19 protein-coding genes and 1 pseudogene are annotated in these 17,900 nt (G+C 70.1%); 8 read left to right on the top strand and 12 right to left on the bottom strand.

What is annotated here, in order from left to right:
- Positions 1 to 17 precede the first annotated feature (17 nt).
- From thiC to ABS772_RS11565, 3 genes are all read left to right on the top strand, one after another.
- A complete protein-coding gene (gene thiC / locus ABS772_RS11575) occupies positions 18 to 1,910 on the top strand; it encodes a phosphomethylpyrimidine synthase ThiC (RefSeq protein WP_350394625.1) in 1,893 nt (630 codons plus the stop codon).
- Between the two features lie 167 nt (positions 1,911 to 2,077).
- Entirely contained in the window at positions 2,078 to 2,389 is a 312-nt protein-coding gene (locus tag ABS772_RS11570; protein ID WP_350394623.1) for a hypothetical protein, read from the top strand.
- Between the two features lie 140 nt (positions 2,390 to 2,529).
- Positions 2,530 to 2,877: a flagellar protein FlaG gene (locus ABS772_RS11565; RefSeq protein ID WP_350394622.1), complete on the top strand. Its 348-nt coding sequence runs from the start codon at positions 2,530 to 2,532 to the stop codon at positions 2,875 to 2,877.
- A gap of 149 nt (positions 2,878 to 3,026) precedes the next feature.
- On the opposite strand, the gene ABS772_RS11560 is transcribed toward ABS772_RS11565, so the two are convergent.
- Complete coding sequence (locus ABS772_RS11560) at positions 3,027 to 3,401, bottom strand: flagellar biosynthesis regulator FlaF (protein ID WP_350394620.1); 375 nt, start codon at positions 3,399 to 3,401, stop codon at positions 3,027 to 3,029.
- A 176-nt stretch (positions 3,402 to 3,577) separates the two neighbouring features.
- On the opposite strand from ABS772_RS11560, the gene ABS772_RS11555 reads away from it, so the two are divergent.
- Entirely contained in the window at positions 3,578 to 3,820 is a 243-nt protein-coding gene (locus ABS772_RS11555) for a hypothetical protein (protein WP_238254471.1), read from the top strand.
- 28 nt (positions 3,821 to 3,848) lie between these two features.
- Here ABS772_RS11555 and ABS772_RS11550 read toward each other — a convergent pair whose 3' ends face one another.
- The 7 genes and pseudogenes from ABS772_RS11550 to ABS772_RS11520 form a co-directional block, all read right to left on the bottom strand.
- Positions 3,849 to 3,989, bottom strand: coding sequence for a hypothetical protein (locus ABS772_RS11550; protein WP_173807896.1), 141 nt, complete (start codon positions 3,987 to 3,989; stop codon positions 3,849 to 3,851).
- A 183-nt stretch (positions 3,990 to 4,172) separates the two neighbouring features.
- Entirely contained in the window at positions 4,173 to 4,499 is a 327-nt protein-coding gene (locus tag ABS772_RS11545) for a hypothetical protein (protein WP_238254470.1), read from the bottom strand.
- 252 nt (positions 4,500 to 4,751) lie between these two features.
- A pseudogene (locus tag ABS772_RS11540) lies at positions 4,752 to 5,282 on the bottom strand (metallophosphoesterase family protein); the annotation flags it as partial.
- A 98-nt stretch (positions 5,283 to 5,380) separates the two neighbouring features.
- Positions 5,381 to 6,526 (bottom strand): TonB family protein, encoded by a 1,146-nt coding sequence (locus ABS772_RS11535; RefSeq protein ID WP_350394617.1) that lies wholly within the window; start codon positions 6,524 to 6,526, stop codon positions 5,381 to 5,383.
- Positions 6,527 to 6,566: 40 nt separating this feature from the next.
- Positions 6,567 to 7,028: a protein TolR gene (gene tolR / locus ABS772_RS11530; RefSeq protein WP_238256890.1), complete on the bottom strand. Its 462-nt coding sequence runs from the start codon at positions 7,026 to 7,028 to the stop codon at positions 6,567 to 6,569.
- Positions 7,029 to 7,115: 87 nt separating this feature from the next.
- Positions 7,116 to 7,817, bottom strand: coding sequence for a MotA/TolQ/ExbB proton channel family protein (locus tag ABS772_RS11525; protein ID WP_238256889.1), 702 nt, complete (start codon positions 7,815 to 7,817; stop codon positions 7,116 to 7,118).
- A 72-nt stretch (positions 7,818 to 7,889) separates the two neighbouring features.
- Positions 7,890 to 8,396: a Tat pathway signal protein gene (locus ABS772_RS11520; RefSeq protein WP_350394616.1), complete on the bottom strand. Its 507-nt coding sequence runs from the start codon at positions 8,394 to 8,396 to the stop codon at positions 7,890 to 7,892.
- 591 nt (positions 8,397 to 8,987) lie between these two features.
- On the opposite strand from ABS772_RS11520, the gene ABS772_RS11515 reads away from it, so the two are divergent.
- Together ABS772_RS11515 and ABS772_RS11510 are read left to right on the top strand one after the other, a co-directional pair.
- Positions 8,988 to 9,419 (top strand): Hsp20 family protein, encoded by a 432-nt coding sequence (locus ABS772_RS11515; protein WP_238256887.1) that lies wholly within the window; start codon positions 8,988 to 8,990, stop codon positions 9,417 to 9,419.
- 164 nt (positions 9,420 to 9,583) lie between these two features.
- On the top strand, positions 9,584 to 9,868 hold the full coding sequence (locus tag ABS772_RS11510; RefSeq protein ID WP_052300104.1) for a BQ00720 family protein: 285 nt from the start codon (positions 9,584 to 9,586) through the stop codon (positions 9,866 to 9,868).
- A gap of 44 nt (positions 9,869 to 9,912) precedes the next feature.
- Here the strand turns inward: ABS772_RS11510 and ABS772_RS11505 are convergent, their stop codons facing one another.
- Positions 9,913 to 10,698, bottom strand: a complete 786-nt coding sequence (locus tag ABS772_RS11505) for an alpha/beta hydrolase (protein WP_350394673.1) — start codon at positions 10,696 to 10,698, stop codon at positions 9,913 to 9,915.
- Positions 10,699 to 10,836: 138 nt separating this feature from the next.
- On the opposite strand from ABS772_RS11505, the gene ABS772_RS11500 reads away from it, so the two are divergent.
- The gene (locus tag ABS772_RS11500) at positions 10,837 to 12,066 is read left to right on the top strand and encodes a glycosyltransferase family 4 protein (protein ID WP_350394614.1); all 1,230 of its coding nucleotides are present in this window, start codon (positions 10,837 to 10,839) and stop codon (positions 12,064 to 12,066) included.
- Between the two features lie 197 nt (positions 12,067 to 12,263).
- Positions 12,264 to 12,785: a translation initiation factor IF-3 gene (gene infC / locus ABS772_RS11495; RefSeq protein WP_231346348.1), complete on the top strand. Its 522-nt coding sequence runs from the start codon at positions 12,264 to 12,266 to the stop codon at positions 12,783 to 12,785.
- A gap of 145 nt (positions 12,786 to 12,930) precedes the next feature.
- On the opposite strand, the gene ABS772_RS11490 is transcribed toward infC, so the two are convergent.
- The 3 genes from ABS772_RS11490 to ABS772_RS11480 form a co-directional block, all read right to left on the bottom strand.
- Entirely contained in the window at positions 12,931 to 13,698 is a 768-nt protein-coding gene (locus tag ABS772_RS11490; RefSeq protein ID WP_350394613.1) for a carboxylesterase family protein, read from the bottom strand.
- Between the two features lie 295 nt (positions 13,699 to 13,993).
- Positions 13,994 to 16,330, bottom strand: coding sequence for an amylo-alpha-1,6-glucosidase (locus ABS772_RS11485; RefSeq protein WP_350394612.1), 2,337 nt, complete (start codon positions 16,328 to 16,330; stop codon positions 13,994 to 13,996).
- Positions 16,331 to 16,490: 160 nt separating this feature from the next.
- Entirely contained in the window at positions 16,491 to 17,624 is a 1,134-nt protein-coding gene (locus ABS772_RS11480; RefSeq protein ID WP_238257973.1) for a glycosyltransferase family 4 protein, read from the bottom strand.
- Positions 17,625 to 17,900 lie beyond the last annotated feature (276 nt).

Below are 17,900 nucleotides of genomic sequence, written 5' to 3'. Positions count from 1 at the left end.
CATCAGGAGCGACAGCGATGAACGCACCCGTCCGTCCCAAAGATCTTCCCAACGGCAGCCCTGCCAGCGTCACCACCGGCCCGGTCCAGGGCTCGCGAAAAGTCTATGCCGGGGCCCCCGGCCGGCCCGACATCCGCGTGCCCTTCCGGGAGATCGCCCTCTCCGATCCGAAGGAGGAGGCGGTGCGGGTCTACGATCCGTCGGGCCCCTATACCGAGACCGATGCGGCGATCGACCTCGAGAAGGGTCTCGCCCCGGTGCGCGAGCCCTGGATCGTCGGGCGCGGCTACGCCGCGGTCAAACCCCGCGACGTGAAGCCCGAGGACAACGGCTTCGCCGCGGCCGACAAGCTCGTCGCCCCGTGCCCGGCCGAGCGCACGATCCGCCGGGCCGAGGCCGGGCAGATGGTGACGCAGTACGAGTTCGCCCGCGCCGGGATCATCACCGAGGAGATGATCTACGTCGCGCATCGCGAAAACGCCTGCCGCGAGCAGATGCTGGAGCGCGCCGAGGCCGCGCTGGCGGACGGCCAGAACTTCGGCGCGGCGGTGCCGCCCTTCATCACCCCCGAATTCGTGCGCGAGGAGGTGGCCCGCGGGCGCGCCATCATCCCGGCCAACATCAACCACCTCGAACTCGAGCCGATGGCGATCGGCCGCAACTTCCTGGTGAAGATCAACGCCAATATCGGCAACTCGGCCGTCACCTCCTCGGCGGCGGAAGAGGTCGAGAAGCTGGTCTGGTCGATCCGCTGGGGTGCGGACACGGTCATGGACCTCTCGACGGGGCGCAACATCCACAACATCCGCTCGTGGATCGTGCGCAACTCCCCCGTGCCGATCGGCACCGTGCCGATCTACCAGGCGCTGGAGAAGGTCGGCGGCGACCCGCTCAAGCTCGATTGGGAGGTCTTCAAGGACACGCTGATCGAGCAGGCCGAGCAGGGCATCGACTACTTCACGATCCATGCCGGCGTGCGGCTCGCCCACGTGCCGCTCACCGCGCGGCGCACCACCGGCATCGTCTCGCGCGGCGGCTCGATCATGGCGCGCTGGTGCCTCGCCGGGCACCGGGAATCGTTCCTCTACGAGCGGTTCGACGAGATCTGCGACATCATGCGGGCCTACGACGTGTCGTTCTCGCTCGGCGACGGCCTGCGCCCCGGCTCGATCGCCGACGCCAACGACGCGGCCCAGTTCGCCGAGCTGGAGACCTTGGGCGAACTCACCAAGATCGCCTGGGACAAGGGCTGTCAGGTGATGATCGAGGGCCCCGGCCACGTGCCGATGCACAAGATCAAGGTCAACATGGAGAAGCAGCTGCGCGAGTGCGGCGAGGCGCCGTTCTACACGCTGGGCCCGCTGACCACCGACATCGCGCCCGGCTACGACCACATCACCTCGGGCATCGGCGCGGCGATGATCGGCTGGTTCGGCACGGCGATGCTCTGCTACGTCACGCCGAAGGAGCATCTGGGGCTGCCGAACCGCGACGACGTGAAGACCGGCGTGATCACCTACAAGATCGCCGCCCACGCCGCCGACCTCGCCAAGGGCCACCCCGCCGCGCAGCTGCGCGACGACGCGCTCAGCCGCGCCCGGTTCGACTTCCGTTGGGAGGACCAGTTCAACCTCTCGCTCGACCCCGACACGGCGCGCAGCTTCCACGACGAGACCCTGCCGAAGGACGCGCACAAGGTCGCGCATTTCTGCTCGATGTGCGGCCCGAAATTCTGCTCGATGAAGATCACGCAGGATCTGCGCGCCGACGTGCTCGCCATGGAGGAGGCCGGCGTGGTGCTGGGCCAAGCCAAGCCGCTCTCCGAGGCGGAGCGCGAGGCCGGCATGGCGGCCAAGTCGCAGGAGTTCCTGGCCGAGGGCGGCAAGCTCTACGTCGACGCGGCGGAGTAACGCGCCCTTCGACTGGGAAAACGCTTCGCGTCCAAAACTCAGGTCGGGGCAGTGTGTACTGCCCCGACTTTTTTGCATCGTGCGATGCGCGGGATCGCCCGCTCCGCGCGTTGATGCCGATCACCGGATGCGCGTAGGAATCCGCGGGCGGTCGAACGGAGGGCACGATGCAGCGGAGGACGGCGCTGGAATCCGCCGCGGCCCACGGCAGTGTCAGCTACGGGGCGCTGCCGGCCCCGCGCCTGCGCGCGGTCCTTCTCGGGGATGCGCCCTCGGAGGCCGAGCGGGCGCGGATCTATCAGGCGCTGTCCGAGACACCGCTCGATCGGTTGGCGACCCTCGCCCGGGAGATCGGGCTCCCCTTCGCGGCGCTCGACGAACGCTTTTCCGCTCTGTTCGGAAGCAGCCTGGAGGACGCGCAGCAGTGGAAGCCTGGCGGTCACGGGTCCGTCGCGCCGTCACCCGCCGGCGATTCGTGAAAAACCTTCAGGCAATCTTTACGGATCGGTGAGGCTGGCACCCGTTCCCGGGGGACAAGCGGCGCCGCTTAAGACTCCGGTAGCGACGCGCGCAATCTTCTGAGGGCCGGCTTCTCGCCGGAACTCGAAGGAATGCAGCCATGGATCCGATCAGGGCTGCGGCCGCCACGCCGCCCATCTCGACCGCCCCCGTCACCCCCGTCCGCCCCGTCGCCGAGACGCCCCGCAGCGAGGCCCCTGCCTCTCGCGTGCTCGACCCCGCGGTCACCCTCGCGGTGAATCCCGAGAACACCGAGGCGAAGCCGTCCGAACCGGAGCGGCGTGCCTATGTCCGCGATGCGGAGAGTCAGAGCCTCGTCTTCCGGGTCACCGATCCGCAGACCGGGGACGTGGTGATGCAGATCCCCGACGAGGTGATCCTCAAGGCGCGCGCCTATGCGCGGGAATCGGCCCCCTTCCCGGGCGAGCGCATCGCCAAGACCGCCTGACCGCCGCCTGACTGCCGCCCGGCCACTCCCCGCAGGATGCGGTGCGGACGGGGTTCCGACGTCTCCGGAGATCACGCGACGCCGAGAGGCGGATCCGCGGATCGTCCGGTCGTGCTGATTCGTCTAGGGGGACATCGCCTCCGGGACGCTCACGCCCCCGGCCCGGCATCGCCCTGGAGGCCCGCGGCGATGTGGTTGTTGAGCGAGACCAGGGACTCGATCTTCGCCGCCGTCGGCTCGATCATCGTGTCGACGATCGTGTGGAACACGTAGGCAGAGAGCTGGGCCATGCCGTTGCGGACCTCGACCGGGAGCGGGCTGCCCGGCTCGGTCGCGGCGGAGGCCAGAATCGTCCAGACCCGCTGATTGAAAGTGAGGGCGTCGTTGAGGGCCGGGCCCGTCTCGACCTGGGTCCCGAGGGCCCGGAGGCGGCCGGCGGCCTTCAGCAACACGGCGGCTTCGGCCTCCCGAGGCGAGAGCGCCACGCGCGCGACTTTCGCGTAGGCATTGGCCGCATACTGCATGATCGGAGGTCTCCCCGCGCCGCCCTCGGCCAGCGCTGGGCGAATCATGCATGCGGTTTGTTAAAAGCGGGTATGCAACGGTTCTGCCCCATTGGCGCCCCGAAAGGGGGAGAGTGCTTCGCCGTGGCCGGCCTTGTCGCCAATCCGCGCCGCACCGGGTCCGGAACCCGCCTCAGATGACGAACTTCTTCCTCGGATTGATGGCCGGCTGCATCATCGCCGGCGTCGTCACCATCACCGCAGCGCGGCATCCGACGGTGCAGTTGCGGCTGGGTCTCGTTCCGCCCGCTCAGGCGGCGGTCACCCCGCCCCCGCGCCCGGAGACGACCCCCCAATGCCCGGCCCCGAAGGCCGCGATGCAGGTCGGCAAGCCGGAGATGCTGTTCTCGCGCAGCCGCCTGTGGTCGGTCGCGCCCTGAAAACCGGTCGTCTGCCGGTCGCGGCGAATCAGACGCTGCTGCTGAGCAGGAACATCACCATCGTCGTCGCGACGGTGCTGCCGAGGAAGCCGCACAGAGCCGCGGTGAAGGACGGTCCGGTCCGCATCTCGGCGGAGGGCTGGCGGAGCGTGCTGTCGGTGGTGATCATGGCAGGATTCCTGAGGCCGATGAGAGGGTTCGTCCGGCGCGGGGGCGATCGGTTTCGTTGACGTGAATCTGCGCCTTAAGGCAACGCTTCGCGGTGCGGGACCACACCCGTCCCCGGGGCGGTTCCGGCTTTCGCAACACCGCGTTGCACGGTGATCCGTCGATGGTGGGGGCTGAGGCCCGCTCAGTCGCAGCGGTTGACGTGCTTGGCGACCCGCAGGGAGCGGAGCTCGCTGCGCAGGTCGATCGAGACGATGTCGGCCCCGCAATCCTCGAAGGCGTCCTGCGCCTCGTGATAGCGGTCGCCGATCTCGTCGAGGGTGTCGCAGACCCGGTCGCGGTTGCCGAGCCGCGCCTCCTGGCGGGCCTGGTAGCGCAGGGCGCTGGCCTCCTGGATCTTGCGGCGGCCGTCGAGGCAGCCGGGCGCGGCGAGCGCGGAGGAAACGAGGGAGACGCCGACGAGGGAGGCCGCGAGGCCGGCGAGAGCGGTGTGTCGCATGAGGTGACGCATGGGGCAGACCGACGCTGGTTCGACCGAGGTCATGAAAAGGTGAGGGAGCGCTCGACGCGCAGGTTCCGCAGTGCCGTCACTGCTGCCACCGTCGCGCCGCCGTCCGTGTCGGTGTTTTGAACGGCGACGCTAAGCCGATGGTTCCGAGACGTCTTGACGGGATCTGCCGCGTTTCTTGACGGAACCTTCCGCCGGCTCGGGGGCGATCGAATTGGCCTGCGATCCGTCCTGCGGCCTCTCCGTCACCCCGGTGGCCTCCGTCCGGCCGGGAGCCTGTCCGGCGCGGCCGCGGCGCGAGACGAGGATCCGGTCGAGGGTGACCGGCGCCAAGCCCTGGGCGTCGATCCCGACATCGTACTGGCGCGGGATCGGCTTGAGCCGGCCGTGCGAGTGGCCGTGCAGGTTGATCGCGCCCCGGCCGAGGCCGTTCCAGGTCCGGAAGGCGTAGTGGCACAGCACGAGCCGGCGGCCCTCGACCTCGGTCTCGGCGTAATGCGCCACCGAGGCCCAGCCGGGCGCCGACAGGGTGGCCGGGCCGTCGTTGTTGCCGACGATGAGATGCTTGCGGCCGTGGAGCGCGGCGAGCAGGGCCGCGACGCGCTCCGGCGGCGGGCCGAGGGCGAAATCGCCGAGATGCCAGACGGTGTCCTCGGGGGAGACCACGGCGTTCCAGGCCTCGACCAGCGCCGCGTCGTGCGTCGGCAGGTCCGGGAAGGGCCGCCGGTCGATCCGCAGGATCCGCGGGTCGCCGAAATGCGTATCGCTCGTGAAGAAGACCGTCATCCGCCGCGCCGTCCGCTGTGAGCGGGACAACGCGGCGGAGGGGAGAACGATGCCGGCCTTCGCCTTCGAGGTCGGCGCCGAAAATCAGCGCCCGAGAATCAGCGCCCAGGGCTGAAGCGCAGCGGCACGGTGACCGCGAGGCTCGGCTGCGTCACCCCGGACGGCGCGGGCGGCAGGCTGCCGCGCACCGCCGCGAGCGCGGCGCCGTCGATGACCCCGACCCCGCTGCTGCCGACCACGGCCGCGCCGCTCACCGCGCCGGAGCGGCTCACGGTGAACCGCACGGTGGCCACGCCGCCGGCGGTTCCGGCCGCGGCCTCGCGGTTCATCCGGCCGCGGATCGTTGCGGCGATGGAGCCCTTCCAGGCGGCCATGGCGTTGGCGTCGCTGGCCGCGGCGGCCGCGCCCGTCGCGCTCTGCCGCGAGGTGGCGGCGGAGTTGCGCTGGGCATTGCCGGCCTGCGCAGCCTGGGCGCGCCGGGCGGCGTCGCGCTCGGCCTTCGCCTTGGCGGCCTTGATCCGCGCTTCCTTCTGCGCCTCCTCGCGCTTCTTCTCCAGGATCTCCTTGCGGCGCGCCTCGCGCTCGGCCTCGCGCTTCTTCTCCAGCGCGGCCTTGCGGCGCTCCTCGATCTTGGGATCGGGCTTGGGCGGCTCGGTCTTGGCCGCCACCGGCGGGGGCGGCGCCAGCGGCTCCGCCTCCTGCGCCTGCGAGGTGATGATCTGCTCCTCCGGCGGCGGGGGCGGCGTGTCGGGCGGGACCTCGGTGACGGCCTCCGGCGGCGGAGGCGGCGGCTGCACCTCCTCCGGCATCACCTGCGTCATCTCGGTGGGCGGGGGCGGCTGGACCTCCTCCGGCGCGACCTGGGTCATCTCCGGCGGCGGCGGGGGCGGCACCTCCTGGGGCGTCTCGACCGGCTGGGCCGTCTCCGGCTCGCCCTCGGGCTTGGCCTCCTCGGGAACCGCCTCGGACTGCGCCGTCTCGGCGGGCGCCTGGGTCTCGGCCTCCGCCATCTGCGGCGCGAGATCGATGGTGATCTCCTGGTCGCCGGGGGGGGAGGGCGGCGTCAGGCGCAGATAGGCGATGCCGAGCAATCCCGCGGCGTGCAGGGCGAGCGCCACGACGAAGGCGGCCGCGAGGCGGCCCTGGCCGCCCCCCTCGGAGGGACCCGAAGGGAGCCCGTACCCGCCATGGGCGGGCGTAGGGGCAGGCATGGGGGCGGGCATCGGAGCCGGCGTCGGCGGCATGGGCGCGGGCCTCGGAGCTGGCTTGGGAGCGGCCATCGGCTTAACGGGCGGTCCCTGCGGCCGGCGCGCCGCCGCCCGACTGGGCGATCAGCGAGACCTTGGTGAAGCCCGCCTGGCCGACGAGGCCCATCACCTCCATGATCTTGCCGTAGGGTACGTCCCGGTCGCCGCGCACGAGCACGACCTGATCCGGGTTCTCCGCCTTGAGCTGCTTCAGCCGCGGCATGAGCGTCTCCGGCGTGAAGCCGTCCTTGGCGATGTAGGGGATGCCGTCCTTGTCGATGGAGACTTCGAGCGGCTTCTGCGACTGCGCCACCTTGGCGGCGGTCGTCTTCGGCAGCTGCACCGGCACGCCGGTCGTCATCAGCGGCGCCGCGACCATGAAGATGATCAGCAGCACCAGCATCACGTCGACCATCGGCGTGACGTTGATCTCGGACATCGGCGTCGCGTCGAGGCCGTCCTCGTCGTCACTCGCCGAACGAGCGGTTCCCATGGCCATGACTTCGCCCTCCCGGGCGTCGGCGGCGTCCCGCCGGAGGGCGGGCGTCGCGTCGAGGGTTTCGGGGTGTTAGCGCGAGGCGGAAGACTACTCGGCCGCGGCGGCGCGGGCGTGGGGCCCACGGTCACGGGCGAGGCGGTTGCCGAGCACCGCGATGCAGGACACGAAGCCCGACTGGATGCGGGCGACGTCGCCGGAGAGCTTGTTGTAGGCCATGACCGCCGGGATCGCGACGACGAGGCCGATGGCGGTGGCGAACAGCGCCTCGGCAATGCCGGGGGCCACCACCGCGAGGCTGGTATCCTGGCTCTTCGCGATCGACGAGAACGAGTTCATGATGCCCCAGACCGTGCCGAACAGGCCGACGAAGGGCGCGGTGGAGCCGGAGGTCGCCAGCAGCGACAGGCCCGCCTGGAGACGCTTCACCTCGACGCCGAGCGCGCCCTTCATGGCGCGCTCGATCCGCTCGCGGCGCTCGGCCCGGCTCTCGCTGGAATCCTGGTCACGCCACGCGTCGAGACCGGCCTTGACCACGTGGCCGGCGATGCCCTTCTGCCCCGTATCGATGGTGCCCTCCGAGCGCACCATCGCCTCGAACGCCTTGGCCTGCCGCTTGGCGGCGGCGAGCCGCACGAGCTTCTCGAAGACGACGGTCCAGCAGGCGAGCGAGGCCACCACGAGCAGGATCATCACGCTTTTGACGATCGGGTCGGCCTGAAGGAACAGGCCGATGAACGACATGTCGTGAGCTGTGGCGACCGCCTCGGCGGGCACGGAGGTCGGATCCATGTGTTACTCCTCGTGGCTCCAATGTTCGCCCGTCGCCCCCGGCCGCGCCGATGGGACGGGCGTGGCCGGCCTTCAGCGATCGAAGGCGGCCGACGTCTTGCTGGTGGTCTCGATCCGCTCCAGGCAGCTCTCGCGGGTGGCGTCGCCGCCCTCGCAGGCGAGCACGTCGTTGAGCAGCAGGCGGCCGATCTTCGGGCAGGCGAGGCCGGCGAAGTCGAAGAGCCGGACCACGGTCTTCTTCTCCTGGACCGGTCCCAGCTCGACGGCGAGGCGCTTCTGGGCGACGCCCTCGGTGTCGAAGGCGAACAGGTCGACCTTGAGCGACTTCAGCGCGGGGCCGCGGCCGTTGTCGACGAGCATGTAGGTGCGGCAGGCGTCGCCCGCGGGCTCGAGCCGGTTCAGTTCGATCTTCAGGGGAGGGGCGTCGGATTTGGCCTCCGACTTGACGTCCGGCTTGGCCGCGGGCGACGCGTCCTGTGCCGCGGCGCCCGAAATCGAGGCGGTCAGGGTCGCGACGAGGACGAAGCCCGCCCGGAGGCGTCCCCCGATCCCGCGGCATCCCGGCATTGCACGCCCCATTCCCCAGCCTCCCTGAATCACGACGATCTCATCTCCCCACTCGCGGTGCCCCGGAGAATCCGGAGCGGACCGCTCGACCCGAAGGCCGAAGGACGGCGGCTGTCCCGAAGGTCTCCTCGCCAAAGGTCTCCTCGACCGGGTCGCGACGGCACCGACGGGCCTCGTCTTCCCGGACCGGATCACCGCGGCACGCTCTCCGGCCGCTCGGCGATGTGCGGATACAGCAAAGGTCACGCCCGGCGCTCCCCACAGCACCGTGTACGTTTGCGGGCGTGCCTATCCGACAAGCAGGGTGTTGATCAAGGTTTGCCAAGAATTTCAGAGCAATTCCAAACTATTGGAGGACACGCCCGCGATCGGGTCGCCTTTCCCAATCATCCCGCTCATCCTTGCCGTTTCATCCCGGATATCGCCCATCCGAGCCCTATCGAGGGGGGTCCGGCGACCCGGATCGCGCCCTTGATCGGCGCTGTTGCGCTTTCCATATCCCGTCTCAAGAGCGCTGCCGCGAGGCGGGCTCGACACCGCGAGGTGCCGCCAAGGGCTCGACGCCGTTCGACCCCCAGGGCCTTGCCGGAGGTTTGAGTGACGATGACGCGGCCGTCCCCGTTCGGGTATCCGTTCCTGCTCGGCTTCGACGAGATCGAGCAGGCACTCGACCGCGTCTCCAAGGCGGCGAGCGACGGGTATCCGCCCTACAACATCGAACGCATCGCCCGCAGCGAGCACGAGCCGGAACGCTTGCGCATAACGCTGGCAGTCGCCGGATTTACGCAGGATCAGCTCGACGTCTCCCTGGAGGAGAACCAGCTCGTCGTGCGGGGACGGCAGGTCGATGACAAGGCCCGCCAATTCCTGCACCGCGGCATCGCGGCGCGGCAGTTCCAGCGGGCCTTCCTCCTCGCCGACGGCATGGAGGTGCTGGGGGCGGAACTGTCGAACGGCCTGCTCGCGATCGATCTCGCGCGCCCGGAGCCGGAGCGCATCGTGCGCAAGATCGCCATCGCCGCCAAGGATCCGTGAGGATCCCGAGACGGGTCACGGCCGGCGATGCGGGCGATCCCGCGTCGATGCACCGCGGACCGCGCCCGCCCGTCGCCCACACCTCGACCCCAACCCGGATTTGTCGCCGCCGATGCGCGGGACCATATCCGGTTCAACGCTCTGCCTCGGAAGGAGGGCATCCCATGACCGACGTCACGACGACCGACCTGACCATCGACACCACAGCCACCCCCGCCATCGATCCGGCGGAGTTCGCCGCCCTCGGCGAAGGGCACATCGCCTATGTCCGTCCGATCCGCTCGGACGAGGTGCGCAGCCTGTTCCCGCAGGCGCCCGAGATGAGCCCCGGCCTCGACCTGTTCGCCCTGCTCTCGGCGAGCGGCGCGCCGATCCTGCTCACCGATTCCCGCGAGGTCGCCGTGGCGAACGCCATGGCCCACCAGCTCTACCCGGTGAGCCTGCACTGAACGGCGCATCCCCGCCGGAGGGCGGGGACGCGTCTCGGACCATCTCAGGCCATCGCCGCGACCGTGCGCACGAGGAGGTCGATATCCTCGGGCCGCGACAGGCGGTGGTCGCCGTCCTTGATCAGCGTCAGCCGCGCCCCGCGCGCCGGCAGGCGCTCCAGGATGCGCAGGGCGTGGGGGTAGGGCACGTCCGGGTCGGCCATGCCCTGGAGGATGTGGACCGGACAGCCCGGCTCCAGACCTTGATCCAGCAACAGGTGGCGCCGCCCGTCGGCGATCAGCGCCATGCGGATCGGATCGGGCTCCGGCGCGTAGGGCGTCTCCCGATACCACACGCCGTCGCGCTCCAGGGTCTCCCGGACCTCCGGCGGGAAGGCGTCCCACATCAGCGCCTCGGTGAAGTCGAGGGCGGGCGCGATCAGCACCATCCCGCCGACAGGCGCTCCGCGCCGCGCCCGCTCGCGGGCGACGAGGCAGGCGATCCAGCCGCCCATGGAGGAGCCGACGAGGATCGGCCCCTCGTCCGCGAAGCGGTCGATGACGGCGCAGGCATCCGCCAGCCAGTCGGAGATCGTGCCGTCCTCGAAACGCCCCTCCGACTCGCCGTGCCCGGAATAGTCGAACCGCACCATGCGCCGGCCGCTGCCCGCGGCCCAGGCGTCGAGGGCGGCGGCCTTCGTCGCCCGCATGTCGGAGCGGAAGCCGCCGAGCCAGACCACGGGCGGTCCCCCACCCTCGCGGACCCGCACCGCGAGCCGGCGCGGGGGCGGGCCTCCGACATCGAGCGTCGCGACGGGCAGGTCGCTCGGAGAAGTCTCGGACGGACGCATGGGTTGAGTCACGGGCGCGGAAAATCCTGTGATTCTGAAACAAGCCGACGACGCTTCGTTTACCGAACCGTAAAGCCGCGGGGACGATCCTTACCCCATGACCCAGTTCCAAGCGACCGTCCCGCCTCGGGTGACGCGATGAACGGCGGCAGCCCGTCCGGCGGCCCGGTGCAGCTGTCCGAGACCTCGCCGCTGGCGGGCGTCACGGTGCTGCAGATCATCCCGGCGCTGGAGGCGGGCGGCGCCGAGCGCACCACCGTCGACGTGGCGGCGGCGCTGGCCGAGGCCGGCGCGCGCCCGCTCGTGGCGACGGAGGGCGGGCGGCTCGTCGGCGAGCTGCAGGCCAAGGGCGGGATCTGGGTGCCGTTCCCGGCCAACACCAAGAACCCGCTCGCCATGGCGCTCAACGTCGAGCGGCTCGCGCGGCTCTGCCGCCGGGAGGGCGTGCAGATCCTGCACGCCCGCTCCCGCGCCCCGGCCTGGGTGGCGCTGGGCGCCGCGCGCCGGCTGAAGCTCCCCTTCGTGACGACCTATCACGGCAGCTATTCCGGCCGGACCAGCGTCAAGATCCTCTACAATTCGGTGATGGCGCGGGGCGACGTGGTGATCGCCAACTCGCACTACACCGCCGACCTGATCCGCCGGACCCATCCCGAACAGGCCGGGGGGCGGATCATCGTGATCCACCGCGGCACGGATCTGGCGGCGTTCACCCCCTCGGCGGTGGCCGCCGCGCGGGTCGAGAGCCTGCGTCGGGCCTGGAACGTGGCGCCGCACGAGCGCGTCGTGCTGCTCGCCGCCCGCCTCACCGCCTGGAAGGGGCAGCGCGTGCTCATCGAGGCCGCCGCCCGCCTGCGCGACCAGGGCCTCGCCGACTTCGCCGTCGTGCTCGCGGGCGATCCGCAGGGGCGCTCGGCCTACGAGCGCGAGCTCGACGCGCTGATCGAGGCGCGCCGCCTGACGGGCATCGTGCGCCGGGTCGGCCACTGCACCGACATGCCGGCGGCCTTCCGCGCGGCCTCCGTCGTCGCGGTGCCCTCGGTCGAGCCGGAGGCCTTCGGCCGCTCCGCGGTCGAGGCGCAGGCGCTCGGCATCCCCGTGGTCGTCTCCGATCTCGGCGCCGTGCCGGAGACGGTGCTGGCGCCCCCCGACGTCGAGCCCGGCCAGCGAACCGGCTGGCGGGTGCCGCCGGGCGACGCCGCCGCGCTCGCCGACGCGCTGAAGGAGGCGCTGTCGCTCGGCGCCAGCGCCCGCGACGCCCTCGCCCGCCGGGCGCAAGGCCATGTCGAGGCGAACTTCTCCCTCGACCGGATGACCGGAGCGACGCTGGGCGTCTACGCCGATCTCCTGAACCGGGCGAACCCGTGAGGCCCGTGACAGGTCCGTGATAGGGATGAACCGAAATCAGCCCCATGAGTTGACTCGGCAAGAAGATTTGCCAAGTTAGTGCCGTCCGGCCGAGCCGGATCAATCGGTGGCCGGGGCTCGCCAGACGCGGTGGCTCTCAGGCTGCCGTTTTGTCGTTGATACAGGAGAACTGAGCCATTCGCAGACCAATGAGAGCCATGCCGGCCCCGCAGAAGGACGGGCCGCGCGCAAACCGGGACATCCGCGGCGTCCGCGACGTCCAGCTCATCGACCAGGACGGGCAGAACCGGGGTGTCGTGCCCTTCTTCGACGCGCTGGCCATGGCTGAAGAGGTTGGTCTCGATCTCGTCGAGATCGCGCCGAACTCCGTCCCTCCCGTCTGCAAGTTCCTCGATTACGGGCGCTTCCGCTTCAACGAACAGAAGAAGCAGAACGAGGCCCGCAAGCGGCAGAAGACGGTCGAGGTGAAGGAGATCAAGCTCCGCCCCGGCATCGACAAGCACGATTACGACGTGAAGATGAAGGCCGTGCAGCGGTTCTTCGAGGAAGGCGACAAGGTCAAGGTCACCCTCCGCTTCCGCGGCCGCGAGATCGCCCACCAGGATATCGGCCTCCGCCTCCTCGAGCGCGTGAAGCAGGAGACCCAGGAGATCGCCAAGGTCGAGAGCGAGCCGATGCTCGAAGGCCGCCAGATGATCATGATCCTGGCGCCGCGCTGACCGCAGGCGGTCCCGGTCGCCGCCGGCGCCTCGCCGGGCCCCCTCGGAGCGAGCCGTTGGGTGCGCGTGGCAAGTTCGGGTGGCAAGGATGATGGGCGCCGTTCCGGCCGGAACGGCGCTTCCATTTTGTCCGCCCGCCCGACCCTCACTCGGTCGTCGGCCGCCGCTGCTCCAGCAGCCACAGCCACCAGTCCGGGCGGTTGTAGATGGCAGACTTCCGGACCGAGAGCCGTTTGTCATTCGAGACCTCGAGCCGGGCGGGCCGCGTTCCGCCGGGGCATCGCGCCTGAGCGGACATCGCCTTGAGGATCCCTTCTCCGGCGATGAGGGGCGTCTCGATGGCGGAGGCTCGGATCGGCACGTCCTTCAGCAGACAGATCCGCTCCAGCCCCTCGTCCGCGGTCACGACGTCGTGCCCACCGACCGGCGTCCCGGCGGCGAACAGACGGGGCCGCTCCAACATCCACGTCCACGTCGCCCGTCCGCCGGCTCCCGCGCCGCTCAGGTAGATCCGCGCCGGATCGATCCGGTAGGTGGCTCTCAGATGCGTCAGGAGCCGCTCCAGGCGGTCCAGATCCCAGGCTCCTCCGGTCCCGTCCGCCCGCGGTGAGACGACGAGCAGCGGAAGCCCGCGATGGGCCGCGAGGAAGGCCGCGGGCCCGGAGCGCGCGAGCCGGTCCGCATCGTCGCCCGGTTCGTCCCGGTCGTGAAGGAAGACGAGCAGCGGCCATTGCTGAGCCGGCATCGCCGCATAGCCGCGCGGCACGAACAGACGGTAGGACGCGGTGTCCGGCGCCGACCGGATCGTCTGCTCACCCTCCGGCGCCGGGTCGGAGGCTTCGGCGCCGAGGGCCGTGCCCGGGACGGCCAGAGAGCCGACCAGGAGAGCGGCAGCCAGCCAAGGGTGCATCATGATCCCTCCGGCGCGGCCGAGAGGCGAATCCCTTCGCCGTCCGGCCAAGCGGAGCCATCGTGCCCACAATTGTGGCGTGCATGCGGGGTGCGAGCGGATGCGGGCGATCCGCTGATCGCTTCAGCCTCTCCTTTCGTCATTGCGAGGCGGAGCCGAAGCAATCCAGTCCGCGACCTCTCCGGAGAGGGCGCGCCCTGGATCGCTTCGCTGCCGCTCGCGATGACGGCGTGGGCAAAACCCGAGGCGACCAACCGGAATGGGTTGATTCGAATCGGTCGCCGCCGCCCCGTCGCGCCTACTTCAGCATCGAGATCTGCACGTCGCCGGTGCGCCGCGTCACCGCCACCGTCACGTCGCTCCCGTGGCGGTGCAGGCGGACGTTGATCCGCGAGTCGCCGAGCTTGAGGTTGAACAGCTCGACCGCTTCGAGGAAGCGCGGCAGGATCGGGTTGCGGAAGCGGATGCGGTTGCGGGCGTGGTCGATCTCGAGCCCGAGGCAGGCCGCCAGGAAGGCGAACGGCGCCGCCGCCGCCCAGGCCTGCGGCGAGCAGGCCACCGGGTAGCTCACCGGTCCGCGCTGGCGCCGCCGCATGAAGCCGCAGAACAGCTCCGGCAACCGCTTCTGGTCGTAGTACAGGCTCGTGTCGAACATGCCCTCGAACACCTGCGCCGCCTCGTCCTTGAGGCCGTAGCGGGCGAGGCCGAGGGCGCAGATCGCGTTGTCGTGCGGCCAGATCGAGCCGTTGTGGTAGGACATCGGGTTGTAGCGCGCCTCGCCCTTGGCGATGGTGCGGATGCCCCAGCCGTTGAAGCCGTCGTTGGACAGGAGCTGCGCCGCCACGAGCGGCGCCCGCTCCGGCAGGGCGATGTCCGTGAACAGGGCGTGGCCGGTATTGGAGGAGCGCACGGCGCATTGCCGCTTGGCGCCGTCGAGGGCGAGCGCGTAGGTGCCGATCTCCTCGCACCAGAACGCCCGGTCGAAGTTTTCGCGCAGGGTGTTGGCCTGTCCGGTCAGGCGGACCGACAGGTCGTCCTCGCCGAGCAGGCTCGCGAGCCGCGCCGCGCCGCGCTTGGCGGCGTAGACGTAGCCCTGGACCTCGCACAGGGCGATCGGCCCCTTGGCCATGGCGCCGTCGGCGTGGAAGATCGAGTCGTGGCTGTCCTTCCAGCCCTGGTTGGCCAGGCCCTGCTCGGTCTCGCGGGCATATTCGACGAAGCCGTCGCCGTCGCGGTCGCCGTACCGGTCGATCCAGTCCAGCGCCAGCTTGAGCTGCGGCCAGATCGCCCGGATCGTGTCGAGGTCGCCGGTCACCTCGTGGTACTGCGCCGCCAGCATCACGAAGAGCGGCGTGCCGTCGATGGTGCCGTAATAGTGGCGGAAGGGCACCTCGCCGAGCATCGCCATCTCGCCGCGGCGGGTCTCGTGGAGGACCTTGCCGGGCTGGGCGTCGGCGGCCGGATCGACCTCCTTGGCCTGGGTCGCGGCGAGGAAGCGCAGCACGCCCTTGCCGAAATTCGGGTCGATCCAGAGCGCCATCATCGCGGTGATGATGCCGTCGCGCCCGAACACCGTGGAGTACCAGGGGATGCCGGCGAAGGGGTAGATGCCCTCCTGCGTGCGGGTCGCCAGCATGTAGAGGTCGGCGGTCGCCCGGCAGAGGCCCTCGTTGAACTGGTCGTTCGAGGAGATGATCGTGGTGATGCCGGCGGTGATCTGGCGCTGGTCGCGGCGGTTGTCGCGGTAGGCGCGGGCGAAGATGCGGCCCTCGCTCAAGTGCCGGTCCGGCTGCTCGGCGAGGCTGCCGGCGGCGCGCGACAGGGCAAGCGCCGCGGATTCGCCCGCCTTCTCCGGACCCGGCGCGGAGGTATAGGCGCGGTGCGACTGGCAGACCACGCGGATGAACAGCGAGGTGTTGGCCTGCGGCTCCAGTTCGACCACGAACTCGGCCTTGCCCGGCTCCAGGGTCCGCGGCTTCGGCCCGAAATGCACCGAGGTGGTGCGCACGATCTCGTCGAGGCCGGCGTAGCGGAACTGCACTTCGGTCTCGCTGCGGCGCTCGACCGTGCGCTTGCCGCGGTTCGTCCGGTCGGAGCCGCGCACCTCGAACAGGTCGCGGTAATCGGCATCGAAGGTGACGCCGATGCGCAGGCGGCGGCGGCGGGTGTCGTAGTTGCGCAGGCCGATGCGGTCGTAGCAGGCGCCCTTGAACAGGAACTTGGTGCGCTCGATGGCGATCAGCTCGCGGGGGATCGACGTCTCGTCGCCCGCATCGAGCCGGATGTCGGGCGTGGTGAGATCGACGCTGAGCGACCCGTTGTCGTCCTGGATCGCCGAGGACAGCATCATCGGCCGCTCGTCCTCGATCGTCAGCGCGAGGCGCGAGAGGTAGCGGGTGTCCTGGAAGTAGAGCCCCTCCGGCCCCGGAGTCCAGCCGATGTCGCCGTAGCTGTCGAGGACGGCGAAGGCCTCGCCGTATTTGAGGGCGCGAAGCGGGCGGTCCACCAGGGAGGCCTGCGCCTCGATATGGTATTGCGGCAGGTTCTCGTCGGCGTCGAGCAGGCCGAATTTCGAAGCCGTCCGCTCCTCGGAGCCGTCGGCGTGGATGTGGGCTGCGTCGTCCTGTGCCGCCATGCGAAGCGCCTCTCTGCCGTTGATCCGATGCGAGCGGGGATCCCCCTCGCAAATCGAAGGCCGCCGGTCGCCCCGAGGCAACCGGCGGCCCTGTCGGACCCGTTCAGTTAGGCGCGCCCCCGGCCCCGGCGAGGGGCCGGAAGAGAGTTTGTCGAGCCGTTCAGGCCGGCATCGCGGCGACGTGGATCGGGCCGTGGGCGGTGCCGTTCAGCTCGCCATACTGCGGCGAGAAGGCGCCCGCGGCGGGCATCTTGATCACGTTGCCCTGGCCGGCCAGCAGCTGCTCGTAGGCCGAGACGTACTTGCGCACCATCACCTCCGCGGTGAAGCGGCCCTCGAAATGGGCGCGGACGCCGGCGCGGGGCAGATCCTTGACCTTGCGGCAGGCCTCGACCGCCTCGTCCATCGTCTTGACGATGAAGCCCGAGACGCCGTCCTTGATCACTTCCGGCACCGAGCCGTTGCCGAAGGCGATCACCGGCGTGCCGGCCGACATCGCCTCGATCATCACGAGGCCGAAGGGCTCCGGCCAGTCGATCGGGAAGGCAAGCGCCAGGGCGTTGCCGAGGAAGTCCTTCTTCTGCTCCTCGTTGATCTCGCCGATATACTCCACCAGCGGGTGGTGGATCATCGGCTCGATCGTCTCGTCCCAGTACTCCTGGTCCGCCTTGTCGACCTTGGCGGCGATCTTCAGCGGGATGCCGGAGCGGATCGCCATCTCGATCGCGCGGTCGGGGCGCTTCTCGGGCGAGATGCGGCCGAGGAAGGCGAGGTAGCCGCCCTTGGCCTCCGGGTAGTAAGGGCAGTTCTCCTTCGGCAGGCCATGATGGATCGTGGCCAGCCAGTTGGAGCTCTCCGGCATCGGCTCGCGCTGGTTGTCCGAGATCGAGACCAGCGGCATGCCCGTGAACGTGTTGTAGACCGGCATGAAGTCCGGCACGTCGAGGCGACCGTGCATGGTCGTCAGGCACTTGTGATACAGGTCCTCGAACATCGGATACTGCAGCAGATCGATGTGGAAGTGGATCACGTCGAACTCGTGCGCCCGGCGATGCACGTGGTGCAGCATGGCGAGGTGGCCCGCGGTGTGGTCGCGGTAGCCGAGAAGGCGCAGGCCCTCCGGATGGCAGGCGGCGAGCTTGGCCGAAGTCTGGGAATCACCGCTCGCGAACAGGGTCACGTCGTGACCCTGGCGGACGAGTTCTTCCGTAATCCACGAAACGACACGCTCGGTGCCGCCATAGAACTTCGGCGGCACGGCTTCCGCGAGCGGGGCAACCTGGGCAATGCGCACGAAGACGTCTCCTGTGACAGGAAATAGGGATGTTGACGCAAGGAATGGGGGACGCGGCCTGAGCAGGACATGAACGAAACAGACAGCCAAGGTTTATGGTTCCGCCCGGCGACTGGGGCGAGCGGCAATCTTTGCAAGCCCACCGAATGCCGGCTTTCCACAGGGGCGCTCCAGAGCGTCGATCCGGGGGCGGGGGGCCGACCGGTCTCCACGGGCCGCATGCAAAAACCCGTCCAGGGATGAGTCGCGCGCCAGGGCGATCGCTCGAAGCTGCGT

This window comes from Methylorubrum podarium (assembly GCF_040270385.1).
GTDB classification, from domain to species: domain Bacteria; phylum Pseudomonadota; class Alphaproteobacteria; order Rhizobiales; family Beijerinckiaceae; genus Methylobacterium; species Methylobacterium podarium.
Note: the sequence above shows the minus strand (reverse complement) of the source record. Positions and strands in the feature narration are given on the sequence as shown.

Coding starts and splice junctions, on each gene's coding strand:
- thiC (WP_350394625.1), top strand. CDS start 18: ATGAACGCACCCGTCCGTCCCAAAGATCTTCCCAACGGCAGCCCTGCC.
- ABS772_RS11570 (WP_350394623.1), top strand. CDS start 2,078: ATGCAGCGGAGGACGGCGCTGGAATCCGCCGCGGCCCACGGCAGTGTC.
- ABS772_RS11565 (WP_350394622.1), top strand. CDS start 2,530: ATGGATCCGATCAGGGCTGCGGCCGCCACGCCGCCCATCTCGACCGCC.
- ABS772_RS11560 (WP_350394620.1), bottom strand. CDS start 3,401: ATGCAGTATGCGGCCAATGCCTACGCGAAAGTCGCGCGCGTGGCGCTC.
- ABS772_RS11555 (WP_238254471.1), top strand. CDS start 3,578: ATGACGAACTTCTTCCTCGGATTGATGGCCGGCTGCATCATCGCCGGC.
- ABS772_RS11550 (WP_173807896.1), bottom strand. CDS start 3,989: ATGATCACCACCGACAGCACGCTCCGCCAGCCCTCCGCCGAGATGCGG.
- ABS772_RS11545 (WP_238254470.1), bottom strand. CDS start 4,499: ATGCGTCACCTCATGCGACACACCGCTCTCGCCGGCCTCGCGGCCTCC.
- ABS772_RS11535 (WP_350394617.1), bottom strand. CDS start 6,526: ATGCCGCCGACGCCGGCTCCGATGCCCGCCCCCATGCCTGCCCCTACG.
- tolR (WP_238256890.1), bottom strand. CDS start 7,028: ATGGCCATGGGAACCGCTCGTTCGGCGAGTGACGACGAGGACGGCCTC.
- ABS772_RS11525 (WP_238256889.1), bottom strand. CDS start 7,817: ATGGATCCGACCTCCGTGCCCGCCGAGGCGGTCGCCACAGCTCACGAC.
- ABS772_RS11520 (WP_350394616.1), bottom strand. CDS start 8,396: ATGGGGCGTGCAATGCCGGGATGCCGCGGGATCGGGGGACGCCTCCGG.
- ABS772_RS11515 (WP_238256887.1), top strand. CDS start 8,988: ATGACGCGGCCGTCCCCGTTCGGGTATCCGTTCCTGCTCGGCTTCGAC.
- ABS772_RS11510 (WP_052300104.1), top strand. CDS start 9,584: ATGACCGACGTCACGACGACCGACCTGACCATCGACACCACAGCCACC.
- ABS772_RS11505 (WP_350394673.1), bottom strand. CDS start 10,698: ATGCGTCCGTCCGAGACTTCTCCGAGCGACCTGCCCGTCGCGACGCTC.
- ABS772_RS11500 (WP_350394614.1), top strand. CDS start 10,837: ATGAACGGCGGCAGCCCGTCCGGCGGCCCGGTGCAGCTGTCCGAGACC.
- infC (WP_231346348.1), top strand. CDS start 12,264: ATGCCGGCCCCGCAGAAGGACGGGCCGCGCGCAAACCGGGACATCCGC.
- ABS772_RS11490 (WP_350394613.1), bottom strand. CDS start 13,698: ATGATGCACCCTTGGCTGGCTGCCGCTCTCCTGGTCGGCTCTCTGGCC.
- ABS772_RS11485 (WP_350394612.1), bottom strand. CDS start 16,330: ATGGCGGCACAGGACGACGCAGCCCACATCCACGCCGACGGCTCCGAG.